This is a genomic window from Bacillus sp. FSL K6-3431, assembly GCF_038002605.1.
GTDB lineage: Bacteria > Bacillota > Bacilli > Bacillales > Bacillaceae_C > Lederbergia.
On the sequence record NZ_JBBOCT010000001.1, the window covers coordinates 1,001,570 to 1,019,914 of the forward strand.

Genomic DNA, 18,345 nt, shown 5'->3' on the forward strand with positions numbered 1-18,345 from the left:
CCTTATTCTGTTTGAATAACAAATTGTCTTTCATGATTATCTAAGTTATCTAATTTTTCATTTGGTGTTGGCACCTTTAACTGCTCTCCACTTTTTATTAACTTATGTTTTAATTCATTCTTCTCTTCTAACATATTAACAAATTCTGAAGTGGTCACACCTAAATTATGAGCGTATCTCTCAGAAATTGACCATAGTGATTCTCCATCTTGAACAGTAATGATAACATACTCATTTGTATTACTATTTGAACTAAAAATAACATAGATTCCCATCACAAAAGTTAAAATAAATAAGATTATAGCAAAAGAATACTTTTTCCATATATAATTCATCCTATATCCCTCTTTCGAATGTTTGTTCTGTTTGTTAACATTAGTATAAATCGAACACATGTTTGAAGTCAACACTTTTTCGAACTTATGTTTGTATGCGGGCATTTTCCGTGATATAATACAGTTAAAATATATATAAAAAATGGAGCGTGAAAATAATGTTGAAAATATCAAAACGACAACAGGATATTTTAGACTTCATTAAATTAGAGGTTAAATCAAAAGGATATCCACCATCTGTTCGTGAAATCGGTGAGGCAGTCGGACTTGCTTCAAGCTCTACAGTTCATGGACATTTATCCAGGCTTGAAAGCAAAGGCTTCATTAGAAGAGATCCGACTAAGCCCCGTGCAATAGAGATTCTCAAAATAGATGAAGATCATATTCCACGTCAAAATACGGTTAATGTCCCTCTTGTAGGTAAAGTTACTGCAGGTTTACCTATTTCTGCAATCGAAAATATTGAAGAATATTTTCCACTTCCAGAACAATTGGTGCCTACTGATGAACATGTGTTTATGCTAGAAATTGTCGGCGAAAGTATGATCGAAGCTGGGATATTAAATGGCGACTATGTGATTGTTCGACAACAACAAACAGCTAATAATGGAGAAATCGTTGTTGCAATGACAGAAGAAAATGAAGCAACAGTAAAAAGATTTTTTAAAGAAAAAGACTATTTCCGACTGCAACCAGAGAATTCCAATATGGAGCCGATTATTTTACATGAAGTTTCTATTCTTGGAAAAGTAATTGGTTTGTATCGCCAAGTTATTCATTAAAAAGCTAACGGAGCCTTTGCATCAATTAAGATGTCAAGGCTTTATTTTGTTTTACTTGCTTCTACTGAATCCTCCCAGTAATATTCACTTACGATTTCTGCAAGCACATCTACTGTGCGATTTAATTCTTCAAGATTATTATCAATACCACCGATTTCTATCACCAAAGATTTACCAGCTAAATCTTGATTATAGATTCCATTGTTAAAATTATCTCTGGGTTTTTCATACACTCCTCTTGAAAGATTTGGATATTTTGCTTTTATCATGTTGTGAAGCTTACCAGCAAACTTTAGATTTTTTTCATAGTTTGGATGCCCTAACCCTACAACAAAAAAGAGTTTTGCAAACTTCTGACCGTTAATTGTGGCAGTTGTAACATCCTTTCTTTGTGAATCCCGATGAATATCGAAAATAAGTTCAACTTTTTTATTTTGATTCATCGCTTCTGTAACTAGTTCACGTGATACTGAATATGACTGATAGTACTTCATGTTCCTTTGTTTAAGTATTCCTTCTACATCCGTTGTGTCTACTAAAGTCTTTATTCCTTTTTCTTCTAATTTTTGACCTAGTCTTTTTCCTAGTAATGTCACATTTTTTTCTTTATCTGATGCTTGATCCCCTTGTAACATTGGCAAATATGATTCCCGAGTATGTGAATGATAAATATAAGCTGTAAAGTCCTTTGTTTGATTCTTTGCTTCTTCCTTTGGCTCCTCCACTTTTGTTTCACTTTTCTCTTCTTTACCAAAATCTGCTGGAGGGGGCGACTCAATCGGCAAATTAGTAAAATCTGTCCCTTCTCCTGCTATAAGTATTTTAGGACTAGCTGCATATAAACCTGGGATTTCACTAATCAGAAATGTCTTCATATCATTCAAATTAATATTCGTCAGTAATGCCAATGCATCCTTACCAAGAGACCGTTTCTGTGAATACGGCAAAACAGATTGGAGTGAATGATTTTCAAGTGACATAATATATAGAAATGACATCGTTCTTGAATCATCGTTCCCTATGAATGATAAGTAACTTATTTTCAAACTGGAAAAAGCTATGATGGATATTAAACAGAAAATAGCTATGATGGATAGCATAGATCTTGCAGCAATTTTTAGCATCGGCTTCAATCCTTAGTGTGAATGTAGTTATTATTCATTTATATGAAACAAATAATAGACTATGAGTAATTTTCAATAAAATTTTTGCTAGAGTTGATGATCTTTTCTTTCATACAAAAAACCTCTATATAAGTTTATAGAGGGCATTTATCGCTACAAATCTACTAAGATATGGAATAAAGAATAATAGATATTATTATCGAGATTTTTGGAAGGCACTTGATAAGGCACTTCCATTTGTCAAAAACAGTAACCTGAAATTATTACATACCTGCTGCTTTGACGCTCTATTGTTCACTACCTCCGTATTTTTGCTACCACAATAGATAGGTCAACCTTTCAGACATATAGTTTCCATATATATTTGTTAAAACCATAAATTCAATTCAAAAAAGTATTTGATAAAATTCATAATAGACAGTCAGTGCAGTGAAATGGAGAACACAAATAAAGAAATTCTGGAATATTAAAGGAAAAAGAAACTGCGTTTATTACCGGGAGGCTAGACTAGCAACACATAATTTAAGCGAAATGTTGGTCATATTTTGCATCAACACAGATGTAGGAGTCTCAGTTACTAACGAAGGAGAGTTTACTATAATATACATTTGATCGTTATCATAGAAATTACAAAAAAAGATGCCAAAGTAGAATTAATCTTTAACATCTCTAACATTTTCATATTCAAATTCATTCATGTGGTGTTATGAGAACACACTCCCTTCCCTCTTCCTTATGAAAAAAATGTTAAGATTCCGCGACCATTGAAATTGGTTTTTGTTCTAGTGTTAGATTAACCCTTACCTATTTTGTAAAATTTATATGGTACATTTCATTGGACTGTAAACGCATCCTAGTAATGTACAGTCCCTCTTTTTGTTCTTATATTATACTTTTATAACCCATTGGCGGTTTTACTTATTTTTTTATAAAATCATGCATGTATCTATTTACTTCTTCTGGTTGATCAAGATTTGTCGCATGATGTGCTTGTTTAATAATTTTCAGCTCTGAATTTTTTATTTTGTCATGCATAACTTCTTGCTGTCTGCTTATCATTGTATCGTTTTCACCTTGCATAATCAGGGTAGGGCATTCAATATTTTGTAATTGTTGCTCACTTTCCATTCGAGAAATTGTATCCCATAAACGAAGCCATACCTCATGGGGCATCCTAGAAACTACCTCTTCAATATATTGTTTATTGTTAGAATTAAACTTTGATAATGCTCTACCTTGCCATTTGCCCAAGGTCTTCATAGAAATAAAGCGATTCGACAATCTGTTTATCGGCATAAAAAACTTTTCAAATCGATTAAACGTATTAGTAAACGGAGTTCCTATTAATATTAAAGAGCTTACCCTTTCTGGATAACGAGCAGCTGTTTGAAGCGATATATGCCCACCCATAGATAATCCACATAAATGTGCTTTTTCTACATCTAAATGGTCTAATAAAGTGATCAAATCCTTTGAAAAATCATTAGAGTCCACTTTTCCAGCAGGTAATGTAGACTTCCCATGCCCTCGCACATCCCAAGCAATCGTTTGATAACCTTTTGAAAAATACCTTATTTGGGGCTCCCATTGTGCATGATCCCAAGAAGCACCGTGGGTAAAAACAATTGTTTCACCTTCTCCTACAACTTCATAGTAAATTTTACTGTTGTTTTGTTTAAGTAAAGGCATCGGATCTCCTTTCGTTATCACCACTTTACTGTGTAATTTATTTTGAATCCGGATTTAGTCCCTATAACCTGTATTCGCTCTCACCGTTACTTCTGAATATCGTTTTTCGTCCACTTCTTTTGAGAGAAGCGTTCCGACATATCCACCAATAAATCCTAATGGAACGGATACGAGTGCTGGGTTTGTTAAAGGGAAAAGTGGTTCGCCGACAAATATTGCTGCACCAGCTACTGGTGAAAATACGTTAGGACTCAACGCAACAAGGACGAGGGCTGAAATCAACCCGGCTGCCATTGCTGTTAGTGCTCCTGTCGTGTTGAATTTCTTCCAGTAGATTGTGTATAAAATGACAGGTAAGTTAGCACTAGCGGCAACGCAAAAGGCAAGTGATACAAGGAATGCCACATTCATAGTCTGAGCAAATAGCGCCAATAATATTGAAAAGATGGATACACTCAAAGAGGCATAACGCGCTGCAAGCATCTGCTCTTTGTCATTCACTTTTCCTTTTTTAATGATCTGCCCGTAAACATCATGTGCAAAAGCAGATGCTCCCGTCAAGACAAGTCCTGCAACGACTGCCAAAATCGTAGCGAATGCCACTGCGGAAACGAATGACATGAGAAAATCTCCACCAAGCGCCTGTGCAAGCAATGGAGCCGCCATATTCCCTGCAGGATTCGCTGCTTTGATGGCATCAAAACCAACGAATGCTGCTGCTCCGAAACCAAGAAAAACGGTCAAAACGTAAAAGATACCAACAATCCATGTCGCTATGACAACTGAACTTCTTGCGGTTTTAGCGTCTTTGACAGTAAAAAAACGCATAAGAATATGCGGTAATCCCGCCGTTCCCAAAACAAGTGCTAACATGAGTGACAAGGTATCGACCGGAACAGTATACTGCAATCCTGGTTTCAAGTAATCAGATCCGTGAACAGTAACAGTCTTCACTTCTTCAAACATATGTAAAATGCTGAAGTTAAACTTCGCAAAAACAAGAAATGCAATAATGATTGTGCCGAGCATAAGAAGAACTGCTTTAATGATCTGCACCCAACTTGTAGCAGTCATTCCACCGAATAACACGTAAACAGTCATCATAACACCAACAATAAGAACAGCAATCCAATAGTCGATTCCAAATAATAATTGAATTAATGCACCTGCCCCAACAAGCTGAGCAATCATATAAAAAATGACAATTGTAATTGTGCTTAACGCCGCCATTCCACGCACTTTCTTTGCATCGAATCTGGAATGAATCATATCTGCAAGCGTATATTTCCCTAGGTTTCTTAACGGTTCAGCAACGAGGAATAATACGACCAGATAAGCAATCAGGAAACCAATACTGTAAAAGAAACCATCAAACCCATAAAGAGCGATAGCCCCCGCAATACCAAGAAATGAGGCAGCCGATAAATAGTCTCCAGCAATAGCTAGACCGTTCTGCCAGCCAGTCAGCCCTCCCCCAGCTGTATAAAAATCACCTGTTGTCTGTGTACGCTTTGCGGCGAAATAAGTAATGAACAAGGTTGCTATTACGATGATAAGGAATAAAGTGATCACTGTACCACTCAAATGGAATCACCTCTTCTTCCCATATGAACTTCAATTATTTCTTCAGCGTCTTTATCAAAAGAATAAAACTTCCTCACATAAATGGTACAAAGAATCCATGTCATAACAAATTGTGCCATCGCATAAATCCAAACCCATGATATATCACCGATTGCGGGAGTGTTCAAAACGTTTGTATAAGAAGTCAAAATAGGTAAGGTAAAATAAAAGACAAGAAAAAACAACGTCCAAGGTATAAGGAACTTTTTCTTTTTTTTCATTAACGTTTTGAATTGTGTACTCTCACTCACTTGTTCAAAATTAACACCTGAGGTTTTGATCTGTTCATTGTATCCCGCGCTTTGATAGTTTAGCTCATCTTTGACAACGCTCTCAATTTTCACAAATATTTCCTCCCTTGCAGTTTTATTAAAATATGACTAGAACTGAATCTCATGTTACATTAATTAAAATGAGGATTCAAATAGTTTTTGGAATTTTTAATCAAATGGTATTTTCATCATGGGTCCATCGGTCAAATGAATGAAATTTCAAAAACATTCATCGGAATTTTTGGCAAAACACCGAACTTGAAGTCTGATTTATCATATAGATAGGTGAGTTTGAGGATTAATAAGGGCGGATTAATTATCGAATTAGTTAGAGAATATTTAATTTTCACAGTCACTTTCCGTGCATTTACTTCTTGATTTTTTCATGCACAAATTTACGGGCGCGTCATTAATTGCAGCCGTCAAAAGTAGAAACGATGGGCAAATCCGTATATTATTTAACTTTATTAGAGGTATTTCCGCTAGACGTTAATTTCTAGCGGCTTTTTGAGTCTCTTAGTCTATTTTCTCTTCTTATAGAGTGAACCACTTTTTCATTCAGCTTCTAATTCTATACATTTAAATAGATCCTACATATAGATTAGAAATAACAAACGCTTATCCTCCATGTAGATTTATTCATTATACAAACCTCTTAAAATTAGATTTGCTGAAACTGGTTCAATACCTAATTCTCTCGCCCAGATAGAAAGCTGCCCTATATGATGAATTTCATGAGCAATTATATGGCGAATGACCTCCCCATAGGTAAAACCAAAAATTAATTGAGTGTCCTTTTCAGGATTCCATCCCAGAATGACTTTTTCAATGCTTGGCCGACATTGTGCGGACAATTTTTTTATTTCATTTAAGGAGGAATAATCACTATATTCATGGTGATATTCTGGTTTTCCACACAATCCGTTAATCCAGCTCTGTTCTATATCTACAACGTGGAATAAAGTCTTTGAAATACTTCCCAAACCACCCGTTCTTGAAGCCATAAGTTCCTCATGTGAGATCTGTTCACATAAATGGAACCACTCCTCACGTACTTGCCAATTATAACGAAATAAATAAATCATATAACAACTCCTCCTCCCTAGTCATGGAACTATTACACATACTTAATAAACGTGTATTAAGTATTTCAATTAAAGTGTTCTTTAACCCTTTAATTGTGGCATAAAAATATTAGTTATTTGATACATTTCTGTAAACTTTTCCCGACCAATGCAGAATCAAGCCGACGATGAGGGCTAGTTGTTCCTATGGTACCTCAATTACTAATTGCCATTTATTCTATTTTTTTAGGTGGATACAAGCAATTTACCAACTACTTAGAAAAAATAATATACTTCTTACTTTCTAACCTTGCGAATGAAGAAAATTGATATGTTATCGTACCTAGAAATTCAAACTATATTTCAGTAATTCATAGTTAAATAAATGCTTATTGACAATTATTTCTCTCATGTTATGCTTCTCATTAAGTATTAAAACGGCGCAGTAACTGACGACATTTGTGGAAATAACCACAAGGGAGCTGTGTGTAATATTGTCGAGTCGTCTGGGCAGAGATAAGGATATTTTTCCTTGTCTCTTTTTTATTACACTTTTAGGAGGAGTTTGTGATGAGCAAAATTATTTTGGATGGAAATCTTGTAGCGCAAGAAATAAAGGATAACTTAGAGCTACGAATTGGATCATTAAAAGATAATGGTATCATTCCATGTCTCGCAACGATTCTTGTCGGTAATAATCCTTCTTCAGAAATATATGTAAAAATGAAAGGAAATGCTTGTGAAAGATTAGGTATGAAATCTATCCGTATCCATTTGCCTGAATCGATTGAGACAAATGAATTATTAGAAGCTATCGCTAAACTAAATCAAGATGAAACAGTTCATGGTATCCTTTTGCAACATCCTGTACCATCACATATTGACGAACGTTTAGCTTTTGAATCAATTGGCATTAGAAAAGATGTGGATGGCGTGACAAGCACAGGATACGGACAGACAGCATTAGGTTTTGGTATGTATCCTTCCTGCACACCAGCAGCAATTATGAAACTTTTAAAATATTACCAAATACCAATTGAGGGTAAACATGCTGTTGTAGTTGGAAGAAGTCCAATCTTAGGTAAACCCGTATCTGCATTACTTCTAAATGAAAATGCGACTGTTACCACATGTCATTCAAAAACAACCAATTTACCACAACTGTTAAAACAAGCTGATATAGTCGTAGCAGCGGTTGGAAAACCTACATACATACACGGTAAATGGTTGAAAAAGGATTCCATTATATTAGACGCTGGTTATAATAAAGGGAATATAGGAGATATAGATTACGAATCCTGTTATGAAGTAGCAAGTGCAATAACTCCTGTACCTGGTGGTGTAGGTCCTGTTACTATTGCAATGTTGATGAAGCATACAGTAGAATCTGCAGAAAATATGTAGCTATCTATTAGTGATTTGATTTGGACCATGAGGATTTTTAAAAAGACTTTTTCTTCCGAAAACTTTAGAATTATTCTTTTTTTAGTTAACGATATAAGGCCGCCAATGAATTTTGGCAGCCTTATACACCCTATATACAGTTAGGTATTTGTCTTTATCGGTATTATTTTAAACTTGTGTAAGTATATAAACAAGTGGTTCCGGTCGTGCTTCCGTACCAAAAAAATATAAGTTATTTGCGAGAAAAAGTTCATAATATCGGTGTTTCGATGGCTCTTGATTGCCTCTTAGACCAATTATTATTTGTGGTGGGGCATCCTGTACAATATCGAATGTAAAATCCTCCATTAATTGCATTAAAAAAAACATTGGAACAGTCTCTTTATATGTACCTGGTGTTTCATTATCCAGTAGCCAGTTCGGTTGGCCACCTATTTTATTTTCACCTTTACTCGTACCATTAGTAGATATTAGATCCCAGCATTTAAATTGAACTTTCTCCTTGTAATCGTTTCTATTTATCCCTTTATTTGTATCAAAAAAAATAATTTTAAAATTTCGTTGATATGAGTCTAGAAAGCCTTCCGGAATGTCCGCGTTGGGTAGTGCACCTTGAAGCATTTCAGGAATAAGATACTCTTCATGAGCACAAGAAGTACATGCAAACACTGCCATCGAGAGACCTTGCCAAACATGGCCCTCTGGGAATGCTACCTGGAAAAAGAAGGTTTGTTCTGCGCCGCATAATTCACAGACTGGCATTTCTATTGAAGGTGGTATGCATGGTTGACCACCAATAAAAGATAAATCACTTTCATTTTGTTTTTGATTAGACTGGTCTAACTTTAATAAATAACTAGATTCCATTATATTCATCTCCAGTACAGCATTTTAGTCTAGTTTACCTGTTCTTAATATCTACTGAAAATAATAAATACTAATATCATTAAACTCTGGCAAAATAATCTTCCAATTTGTTCAATGTAATTTATGGATTTGGAAAAACCCTTGAGATTGTATCCCCATCGATCCTTACTTGATATAGAACTTCATACGGTCTTGTTGAACCGGTAGTATATTTAGGTGTAACACGAACAAAAACATCTTTACCTGCACGAACTTCGTCTGCAACTAATCCTTCAAATTGCCTAAATCTTCCCCTGTTGATGTTTAAGCTTTGAGGAAAAATATTTCCAGAGTTCCTTGATCCAATACCTCCAAGATTATTACCAATTCCATGACCTGCATCGTCTGTCTGATTTCCAAGTGTCCTAGCATATCTTCTGGAAGCAGCATTAGTATTAGTCCCTGTTCCAAGATGGCTCTTTTCTATTTTAGCGAAAACAGATCGTAGCTCGCCGTTAGTTCCATGCGTCGTTCGGTATGTTAGTCCACCTACAGTTGTAAATTCATGCCTTGTAAATCCCTTTGCTGTATTCAATACTCTTCCCGCACCAATTTTCCCGAGTGGAAATCGACTAAACCCGATCGTAAAGACAGCTGCAGCTGCATATTCAGGTGTCAATAACTTTTTTGGGTTCCTTATTATGTCTGCTATTTGTTGGCCGCTAGCTATAACGCCCATGCCCATAGAGACAGCACCAACAGCTGACCAAACCCCGAGAAATGGAACTGATAAGGCAAATGCACCCGCAATAATGGCTCCTTTTTCCCATCCCGATAGGCCATCCCACCAGTTTTGCAAACTATCAAATAAACAGGCAAAACAAGCATCCTCGCCCTGACCACTGTATAAACTATCCCATCCTAAAATAATAAAGGCGATCAAAACGGTTACTGTAATAAGGGTTAACATTTGGAAGTATTTCTGAACATTTGTCTTTAATACTGGGAGACGCCTCTTTGCTTCCATATTTCCATGCATTATTGTATAACCAAGTTCTCTTCGTTCCCGATAAAAATACAGTAAATAGCCGTATCGCTGTCTATCCTTTATAAGTGCAACAATCAGATTCCAACATTCGGTAATAGGATTTATCACTTTTTCCGATTCTAATTTTGGAATTTTCTCTCGTATACGATTCAATTCCCAATAATCAATACATAAAGCAGTAATAAGCATAATTAGGAAAAGTGGTTTTTCGGAGTAACCACTTCCTAGCAATTCATGAATTGCGCTAAGCCATTTTGGTGCTTGATAACTAGCATTCCACATTACATGATCAAAAATGGCAAGGAATAAAAGTAAATAGGGAAAAATGAAGACATAATTCTTCCATTTATCTCTATATCTCAAGGCCATTCCAATCCCTAATGCAATTAAAGCTGTCAATAAAGCATGCCCCGAGGTCATTCTTGTAGGTAAAAAACTCTCCTCAAAATAGCCAGGAAACAATGTGGATATATCCCAATGAAGAACCTTGCCCCCGAGAAAAGTAACTCCATAATTTCCCCCTGTGATTAATCGACGCGTCACTTCCTCTAAAAATTGAAAACCAGCTCCTGATGCCGCCCCGATTAGAGCATAATCACTTAAGCTTAAAGATGATGCTCGACGTGATAACAAAAGGTAGACGCCAAGCGGAATTAATTTGGATATTTCTTCTACAATAGGTGTTAAAAAAGCTTGACTCCACACATCAGAGGTCTGTCCTCCAAAAATAGAAGTAATCGAAATCACAATGACTGAATTCAGCGGTACTATTAACCAAGCGCCTGCTAGAAAAAAATAAGTGTATTGTTTCCAAGATATTGTTTTACTGCGACATAACAGCCAAAACTGAAAAATTACATAAAACGACCAAAAAAACTGAATGAAAACTTTCCGGGAGTCCTCCATGAAAATCAAACTTAAAATGAAGACAATCAAAGAAACCCAGGAAAAGATAGTATAAATGCGTATAATCATAGGATGCTTTTGAATCCATTCTTGCCAAAATTGATAGATATGCTCTAACTTCTCCCTTATTATTAATCTTATATTCTCGATCGCACTTGCCATACTTCATCACTCCGATACATGGACTTGATAAGCATTTCTTAGCTTTGATGGCGAAAAATTGATCGGCCTCTTACGGTTTCATACTATACCTTATATTTCAACTCGCTTAAATAGGTCGAATTATCCAAATAATGCACAATGTCCAAAGGTAGCAAAATATACAAGATTTTATTAACTTTTCTATAATTAAAGGACTTTAGATGTATGAAAAGGAAATTGTAATAATACAATTTTAAAAAAATGTTTTAAGAAGGAGAGCGAAGAACTTGAATCCACTACAATTAAAACTACAACCATTATTAAGCGACTTCGTAGAAAACGGTCCAGCAGGATGTGCATGTTCTGTCATACATCAAGGAAAAAAAGTATTTGAAGATTTTGTTGGGTTAGCAGACACCGACACGAAAAAGGCGATTACATCTGATACGATTTATCGTATTTACTCAATGACAAAAGTCGTCACATGTACTGCTGCGCTAATGTTGTATGAGAGGGGATTATTTTTACTAAATGATCCTCTAGAGGAATATTTACCAGAGTTCAAAGACCCACAAGTTTATCGAATAAATGATTGTGGTGAAAAATACATTTCACCCGCTACAAGGTCCATTACCGTAAAAGATCTTTTTACGATGACCTCTGGTCTAACGTATCCCGGAGACGCAAACGAAACAGAACGCCACGTTGCAAAAGCTATGGAGATATTGGAACAGAATAACGAACTCGGTGGAAAAATGACTATAAGAACGATGTCCAAATCATTAGCTTCTATTCCTTTAGCTTTTGACCCAGGAACACAATGGCATTATGGTCTGAGTCATGATGTGCTAGGAGTACTAATTGAAGTGATATCCGGAAAGACTTTTGGACAATTTTTGAAAGATGAGATTTTCGATCCTCTAGATATGAACGATACGTTCTTTCGCATACCTGAGGATAAGCAAGATCGCCTTTGTAGCTTTTACACTCGTGATGACGTTGGCGGCTTAACAAAGAATACGGAAATGGGCGTACATATTCAACCTAATGCAATATTTGAAAGTGGTGGTGGAGGATTGCTATCCACTTTAAGTGATTATAGTCGGTTTGCACATATGTTAGCGAATGGTGGGGAATTGGATGGGGAACGACTCATAGGACGGAAAACGATTGAACTTATGGCAACGAATCACCTAACAACATCTAATAACCAAAACTTCAGTTGGAATTACCTCTCAGGATACGGGTACGGTTTAGGAGTCCGAGTGATGGTTGATCCAGCATTAGGCGGAATTAATAGTTCAGTCGGTGAGTTTGGATGGTCAGGATTATTAGGCACCTGGGTTTTAATAGATCCAAAGGAAAAATTGTCCGCTGTTTATATGCAGCAAATGATGCCTAACTTCGAAGCTTACCATCAACCGAGATTACGCTCAGTTATTTATGGAGCGATTTGAAAGAGTGTGCCAGGTTCTAAGACAATATAGAATTATCTCAGAACCTGGCACTATATATTAAAATAAGGTGATGTTATGAAAATAAACATTTATATAATGAGAAATTCATAGCTCGGATGACCTTGAAAGATGAAGCCGAACTTGAAAACAACAACATGGCTCTTAAAATACTTTGTAATATTTGAACACCCCCTATTTAATACTCAACATAGTCTACCTTTTTAGACCATAACTTTCAGTGAGGTCTGTTCCTCCATATGGATCAAGTCTTTATATACGTTTCCTTTTACCATTAGTTCAGCATGGGTCCCTTGTTCAATAAGTCGTCCCCGGTTAAGAACAAAAATACAGTCTGAGTTTTGAATCGTTGACAATCTATGTGCAATGATAATCGTTGTTTTATCTTTTCTGTAGTGATCAATATTATCTTGTATCACTCTCTCCGTTATTAAATCGAGCGCGGAAGTAGCCTCGTCCAGGATAAGAATTTCCGGATTTCTAATTAACGCTCTAGCTATGGAGATGCGCTGTCGTTGACCACCAGAAAGAGTAATGCCTCGTTCTCCAACAATCGTGTCATATCCATTAGATAAAGATAAGATAAAGTCGTGGATATCTGCACACTGACAAACATGATACAGATGTGATTCTGCTACATTTTCCTTTCCCATAAGGATATTGTTTCTTACTGTATCCGGGAAAAGATACGGATCTTGAAAAACAATCGCAACCCTGCTTGACCAATCCGCACGATTGACATCAGAAAGTGTTTTCCCATTGATTAGAATATCCCCACTCACAGGTTCATAAAAACGCATAAGAAGTTGAGCGATTGTAGACTTACCACCACCACTCGTTCCAACGATAGCTACCTTTTTACCGATTGGTATATCGAAATTCAAATTTGAAATGATATCATTTGTCTCTTGACCGTATGTGAAATGAACATCCCTAAATTGCAGCGTATTTACAACAGAGCCGATTTTCTTATTACCGTTCGTCCATGTCGGGGCATCCATTACATTCCGAACACGATCCAAACTCGCCATTTTCCCTGAAAACCCCATCACCATGTTAAAAAGATTTTGAAAAGTCGAGACTAATTGGTTACTAAATTGATACAAAATGATAAATGCTCCAATAGACATTTTGTTTTGTAAAACCAGAGATCCTCCATACCCAAGGATAAAGATGGTTAACGCCCACTTTATCGGTTCACTGCTTATTAATTGCAAATTTATTAGTTTTCCTTCTTTTATGACCGCATCAAAATATTTCTTAAAAAACCTTTCATATATAGCTTTTTCCCATTTCATACGATGATAAGCAATTACTTCTCTTGTCGAGGAAATGCCTTCCTCTATGTGGACAACTAAGTTGGACCGCGCTTCCTGAACAAGTTTCGCATTTGCTTTTAATCTTCTTGAAAAAAAACGACCTAATAAAACATAGATGAAACAGCAAACAAGACTGAATATTAAAATAACTGCACTATTAAAACCCACAATATAGAATAAAACAATGGCTGCACCCAGCTGCTGCAAGCCTCTAGGCACATCGCTTCCAATCATCCCACCAACAGTCCCGATATCATGAATCACATAGTGAACATAGGAACCTGTTCGTTCCTTGTATAGGGAGGAAGTTGGAATCTGATACATATAACGCATAAAATTTCGACCTAATGTTCAGTAATTGCGGCAGTTGTTTTATGAATGATATGCGGCCCGAACGTAAATAAAAAGGAATATGCGATAAAAGCTGTGATGATAAGATATAAGACATGTTTTAAATTATCATAATTATTGGCAATGAGGACATCATCTATCAATGTTTGCTGTAGTCCAATTGTTGCTAAAAAAGCATAAGATTCTGCAACCATAAGGATCGTCGCTAAAGTCACCATTCCTTTGACTGGTGACACATATGTTATTAACCATTTAAAATTATTTTTCATCTTAAGCACCTTCTAACGTTTTTCCAGCTGCCAATTGATAAAAGGCTCCCTGTTGGTCCATCAATTCATCAAACTTTCCACATTCACACACACGACCATCCTCAACCATTACAATATTGTCATAGTCCCTGATCGTTGATAACCGATGAGCAACAGTAATCGTTGTCCTCCCTTGCATAAGCCTATGGAGCGCCACCTGAACTTCTTTTTCACTAATCGTATCTAAAGACGCAGTTGCTTCATCCAGTAGGATAACGGGGGGATTTTTAATAAACATTCTCGCAATTGAAATTCGCTGCTTTTGACCTCCGGATAGCCTAACACCTCGTTCTCCAAGTAATGTGTCATATCCTTGAGGTAATTCACTAATAAATTCATGTGCATAGGCAGCTTGGGCTGCATCTACCACCTCTTGCTCTGTTGCATCTGGTCTACCAAACAAGATGTTGTCGCGCACACTTGCTCCAAATAGGTAGGTTTCTTGAAATACAAAGCCTAGATTTCCTCTTAAATCCTCAAATGATAGCTTTTCAATTGGCTTACCATCTAATAAAATTTTCCCTTCAGTAGGATCATAAAAACGACCAAAAAGCTTTAATATCGTCGATTTACCATTTCCACTCTTCCCTACTAATGCCACTTTTTGTCCTGCCTTTATGCATAAATTAAATTTATTTAATACATTTTGTCCATCTGGATAACTAAAAGAAACACCTTCGAACGAAATGTTACCCTGTGCCACTTCTAGTCTTTCTATTTCTTTTGCTTCTTCAACAACAGATGGTATTTGTAAAAATCGATAAAGTTTTTCTGCTTGACTCATAAGCACTTTTTGTTCAGTAATGGATGTGACAACAGATGTGATGATATGCATCGTTTGAAAATAATAAAGGAGAAAAGCTATAAACGCCCCTGTCGGTAATTCCCCAGCTTGCGAGAGATACACGCCATAAATAATGATAGCAACTCCCCCGATATAATAAGACATTCGTCGATTGGTGCCTCTCCAATAAGCAAACCAATATGTTTTTATCATTGCCTCGTTCAACTTTTTATGTTGGGTCTCCACACCCTGAAGATCCCATGCCTCGGCTGAATTGGCACGAAGATCACTGATTGAAACAATGCTTTCATATACTTTTTGATTGAACCGCACACGATCATCAGCCATCTTTCTTCCATAAATAGATGCTTTTTTCTCAAAGTATGGTCCAAATAGATAATAAAGGAAAAAACTCGGGATGAGGATAAGGCTTAATCTTAAACTAATCATTGCCATTAAAAATATGGAGCAAATAGAAAATATAAATCCATTTATCATCCAAGGGAATAATTGACGATACAAATTTTGTAAAGCCGCAACCTCTGTATTCATTAAAGCCAAGCTCTCACCAACAGGATGCTTTTCAAAGTAAGCAAAGCCGAGTTTTCGCAAATGTGAATAAATTGAAATCTGTATATCACGAGAAGCTTTCTCTTGCATAGAGCGTTGGACCAAATTACGGAGGGCTGAAAATAATAACATCATGACAACAAGACCTACAATTACCCAAATTAAAATAATGAATTGATTTGCTTGCTGCTCAGCTAAAATATGATCAATAAAATATTGAATGAACTTAGGAATGGCAAGTTCAACTCCCGTAATGATTAATCCACATAAAACAAGAAGACAGAGAGTTAGTAAATAGGGGCGTAAAAAGGATAGCGTCCATAAGTAGACAGTTAATAAGGTATACGTCCCTTTATCTTTATTTATAGAACTTATATTCATATGATCCCCCCTTTGTAATTAAGCAGATTTTCCTTTCGAATGTTCATTTCTATGCTTTCTTAAAACATTTCAACATAGAATCTCAAATGCCCTACGTCCAAATAATCAATTCAGCTGGAGATCCAAAACTATTAAACACGCAAACGGATACATTGTCAAATTCGGGAATAACTAAAACGGTTCCCCAAGAATTTGATATGAACTTCAAGGGGAACAATGTTTTCGAAGCTAGTCATTCACAAACAAAAAGGTTATTTGCGAAAGGTCTACATTTAGGAATAAAAAGCTTTGTAATGATGTAGCTAATTCCAAAATATTTTTCAATCTGATTTATTGCCATCTATCATTTTTTCAAATGCAAACAGACTCATATGTATTTCACGAGGGAGCTATTCAAAAGAGAACTCTTATTTTTTTAGTGATTTCTTTCCTTATAAAACTTCAGGAATAGCTGTTTCATTTTCTAACTCAGTGGTTTAGTCATGATCTCCCCCTTTTATCGACAGCATCTAGCTTTTCGTTTGCAATTCTTTCATGAAATTGTGTGTGATTACAACCACAGTTAAAACAGTAGATGTTATAGTTTGTCTAATTTTTATCTTCACACGGCTTTTCGCCTGCCACAATCAACACTTCTTTTATTTTGTACATAGACCAAGACACCCAAGTAAATGAGTGCCTTTTGATCATGATTTCTTAGGAAAATCTGTATATTTTACTATTAACCATTATAAATACCACCCAACTATTTGAATCTTAATACGTTTGAATATATGTAATGGTTGGCATGGCTTCATATAGATTTCTTAAAAACTATCACTGCCATGAACCACTTTTATCCAGTGGATCGATGGGTTTAGCGCAAAATTGCTGTTCCGCATCAACAGGCTTTCGATTCCTGCTGTCTGCCTAGTTTCGCATCCTATAACTAATGTGGGCATTTTTCAATTAATGAATGACAGGCAGGCACAGAAAGCTTTTTTGTGATAATATTTGAATTCGTAGGAATTATTATTTTTTTGGGGTGTATTATAAGTTATGAAGATATTAAATTATTTAAAGCTTAATGAACACCCTATCCAGCTTCGCTTGGAACAAAATAGAACGAAAACTTTTACAGAAGTATATCATGCACATCAGGGTATGGAACTATTGTATATACATAAGGGGATTGGAAAAGTAATTATCGATCAGCAAATTTTCCATATTGATGAGGGTACTTTGGTTATTATCAAACCATTTCAATTACACCATATTCAATTATTGACTTCTCCTAGTCAACCATACGTTCGTTCTTTAATTGTTTTTGAACCAAGGCAACTAGAAAGTTTTCTGTCTCAGTTTCCATCTCTTTATGAGCTTCTTCAAAGCATGTGTTACGATAAAAATATAAATCCTGTCCTTAAAAGTGAAAAACTTACAGAACTAGAAACTATCATAAAACTCTATAAGAAAAATGCTGAAGAAGAGTCGCCTACCGAACTTCTAGAAAAACAAGCATTATTTATGCTCTCTTTGCTATCTGTAATAAAGCCTATATGGCAAGAATCGGTAAAGGTTATCGGTAATTTACAATCTCAGCCATCTACTGTCGAACAAATCATGCATTGGATTGATCAGCATTACATGGAACACTTTAAATTGAAAACGCTTGCTGAATTCGTCCATTTATCTCCGGTATACGTATCTTCGTTATTTCGGAAGCACGTTGACAGTAGTATTACAGAATACTTAACTGCACGAAGAATTAAGGAGGCATGCTGGTTGTTAAAGTCAAGCGACCAGTCTGTAGAAGAAATTGGTGAGTCTGTTGGGCTCACCAATTTCTCATACTTTTGCCAGTTGTTTAAAAAAAGTGTAGGCATTAGCCCATACCAATTCAGAAAAATGACTTTACTCCAAAAATGATCGTTGGTCTTGATC

The 18,345-nt window shown here is 35.9% G+C and carries 15 protein-coding genes and 1 riboswitch; of the genes, 4 read left to right on the plus strand and 11 right to left on the minus strand.

Annotated features, from left to right (window positions below; genetic code table 11):
* Positions 1 to 2 precede the first annotated feature (2 nt).
* Positions 3 to 335, minus strand: coding sequence for a cell division suppressor protein YneA (yneA, locus tag MHB53_RS05085; RefSeq protein ID WP_340916057.1), 333 nt, complete (start codon positions 333 to 335; stop codon positions 3 to 5).
* A 158-nt stretch (positions 336 to 493) separates the two neighbouring features.
* On the opposite strand from yneA, the gene lexA reads away from it, so the two are divergent.
* A complete protein-coding gene (lexA, locus tag MHB53_RS05090; RefSeq protein WP_340916059.1) occupies positions 494 to 1,117 on the plus strand; it encodes a transcriptional repressor LexA in 624 nt (207 codons plus the stop codon).
* 41 nt (positions 1,118 to 1,158) lie between these two features.
* On the opposite strand, the gene spoIIP is transcribed toward lexA, so the two are convergent.
* From spoIIP to MHB53_RS05115, 5 genes are all read right to left on the minus strand, one after another.
* On the minus strand, positions 1,159 to 2,241 hold the full coding sequence (gene spoIIP / locus MHB53_RS05095; RefSeq protein ID WP_340916060.1) for a stage II sporulation protein P: 1,083 nt from the start codon (positions 2,239 to 2,241) through the stop codon (positions 1,159 to 1,161).
* A gap of 918 nt (positions 2,242 to 3,159) precedes the next feature.
* Positions 3,160 to 3,930, minus strand: coding sequence for an alpha/beta fold hydrolase (locus MHB53_RS05100; RefSeq protein ID WP_340916062.1), 771 nt, complete (start codon positions 3,928 to 3,930; stop codon positions 3,160 to 3,162).
* Between the two features lie 54 nt (positions 3,931 to 3,984).
* A complete protein-coding gene (locus tag MHB53_RS05105) occupies positions 3,985 to 5,514 on the minus strand; it encodes a solute symporter family protein (RefSeq protein ID WP_340916063.1) in 1,530 nt (509 codons plus the stop codon).
* Positions 5,511 to 5,834, minus strand: a complete 324-nt coding sequence (locus tag MHB53_RS05110; protein ID WP_340924481.1) for a DUF485 domain-containing protein — start codon at positions 5,832 to 5,834, stop codon at positions 5,511 to 5,513. The genes MHB53_RS05105 and MHB53_RS05110 overlap by 4 nt, the downstream gene beginning before the upstream one ends.
* A gap of 626 nt (positions 5,835 to 6,460) precedes the next feature.
* Positions 6,461 to 6,910 (minus strand): DinB family protein, encoded by a 450-nt coding sequence (locus MHB53_RS05115; RefSeq protein ID WP_340916064.1) that lies wholly within the window; start codon positions 6,908 to 6,910, stop codon positions 6,461 to 6,463.
* Positions 6,911 to 7,324: 414 nt separating this feature from the next.
* Positions 7,325 to 7,408, plus strand: a riboswitch (ZMP/ZTP riboswitch).
* Between the two features lie 51 nt (positions 7,409 to 7,459).
* Here MHB53_RS05115 and MHB53_RS05120 point away from each other — a divergent pair.
* Entirely contained in the window at positions 7,460 to 8,293 is an 834-nt protein-coding gene (locus MHB53_RS05120; RefSeq protein WP_340916065.1) for a bifunctional 5,10-methylenetetrahydrofolate dehydrogenase/5,10-methenyltetrahydrofolate cyclohydrolase, read from the plus strand.
* Between the two features lie 168 nt (positions 8,294 to 8,461).
* Here the strand turns inward: MHB53_RS05120 and MHB53_RS05125 are convergent, their stop codons facing one another.
* Both MHB53_RS05125 and MHB53_RS05130 read right to left on the minus strand, forming a co-directional pair.
* On the minus strand, positions 8,462 to 9,160 hold the full coding sequence (locus MHB53_RS05125; protein ID WP_340916067.1) for a hypothetical protein: 699 nt from the start codon (positions 9,158 to 9,160) through the stop codon (positions 8,462 to 8,464).
* Between the two features lie 121 nt (positions 9,161 to 9,281).
* Positions 9,282 to 11,255: a PrsW family glutamic-type intramembrane protease gene (locus MHB53_RS05130; RefSeq protein ID WP_340916068.1), complete on the minus strand. Its 1,974-nt coding sequence runs from the start codon at positions 11,253 to 11,255 to the stop codon at positions 9,282 to 9,284.
* A 266-nt stretch (positions 11,256 to 11,521) separates the two neighbouring features.
* Here MHB53_RS05130 and MHB53_RS05135 point away from each other — a divergent pair, with 266 nt between their 5' ends.
* Positions 11,522 to 12,691, plus strand: a complete 1,170-nt coding sequence (locus MHB53_RS05135) for a serine hydrolase domain-containing protein (RefSeq protein WP_340916069.1) — start codon at positions 11,522 to 11,524, stop codon at positions 12,689 to 12,691.
* A 221-nt stretch (positions 12,692 to 12,912) separates the two neighbouring features.
* Here MHB53_RS05135 and MHB53_RS05140 read toward each other — a convergent pair whose 3' ends face one another.
* The 3 genes from MHB53_RS05140 to MHB53_RS05150 are packed head-to-tail and all read right to left on the minus strand — an operon-like array spanning position 12,913 to position 16,422.
* Complete coding sequence (locus MHB53_RS05140) at positions 12,913 to 14,361, minus strand: ABC transporter ATP-binding protein (RefSeq protein WP_340916070.1); 1,449 nt, start codon at positions 14,359 to 14,361, stop codon at positions 12,913 to 12,915.
* A gap of 11 nt (positions 14,362 to 14,372) precedes the next feature.
* A complete protein-coding gene (locus MHB53_RS05145; protein WP_340916071.1) occupies positions 14,373 to 14,648 on the minus strand; it encodes a hypothetical protein in 276 nt (91 codons plus the stop codon).
* A 1-nt stretch (position 14,649) separates the two neighbouring features.
* Positions 14,650 to 16,422, minus strand: a complete 1,773-nt coding sequence (locus MHB53_RS05150) for an ABC transporter ATP-binding protein (protein ID WP_340916072.1) — start codon at positions 16,420 to 16,422, stop codon at positions 14,650 to 14,652.
* 1,038 nt (positions 16,423 to 17,460) lie between these two features.
* Here MHB53_RS05150 and MHB53_RS05155 point away from each other — a divergent pair.
* Positions 17,461 to 18,330, plus strand: coding sequence for an AraC family transcriptional regulator (locus MHB53_RS05155; protein ID WP_340916073.1), 870 nt, complete (start codon positions 17,461 to 17,463; stop codon positions 18,328 to 18,330).
* Positions 18,331 to 18,345 lie beyond the last annotated feature (15 nt).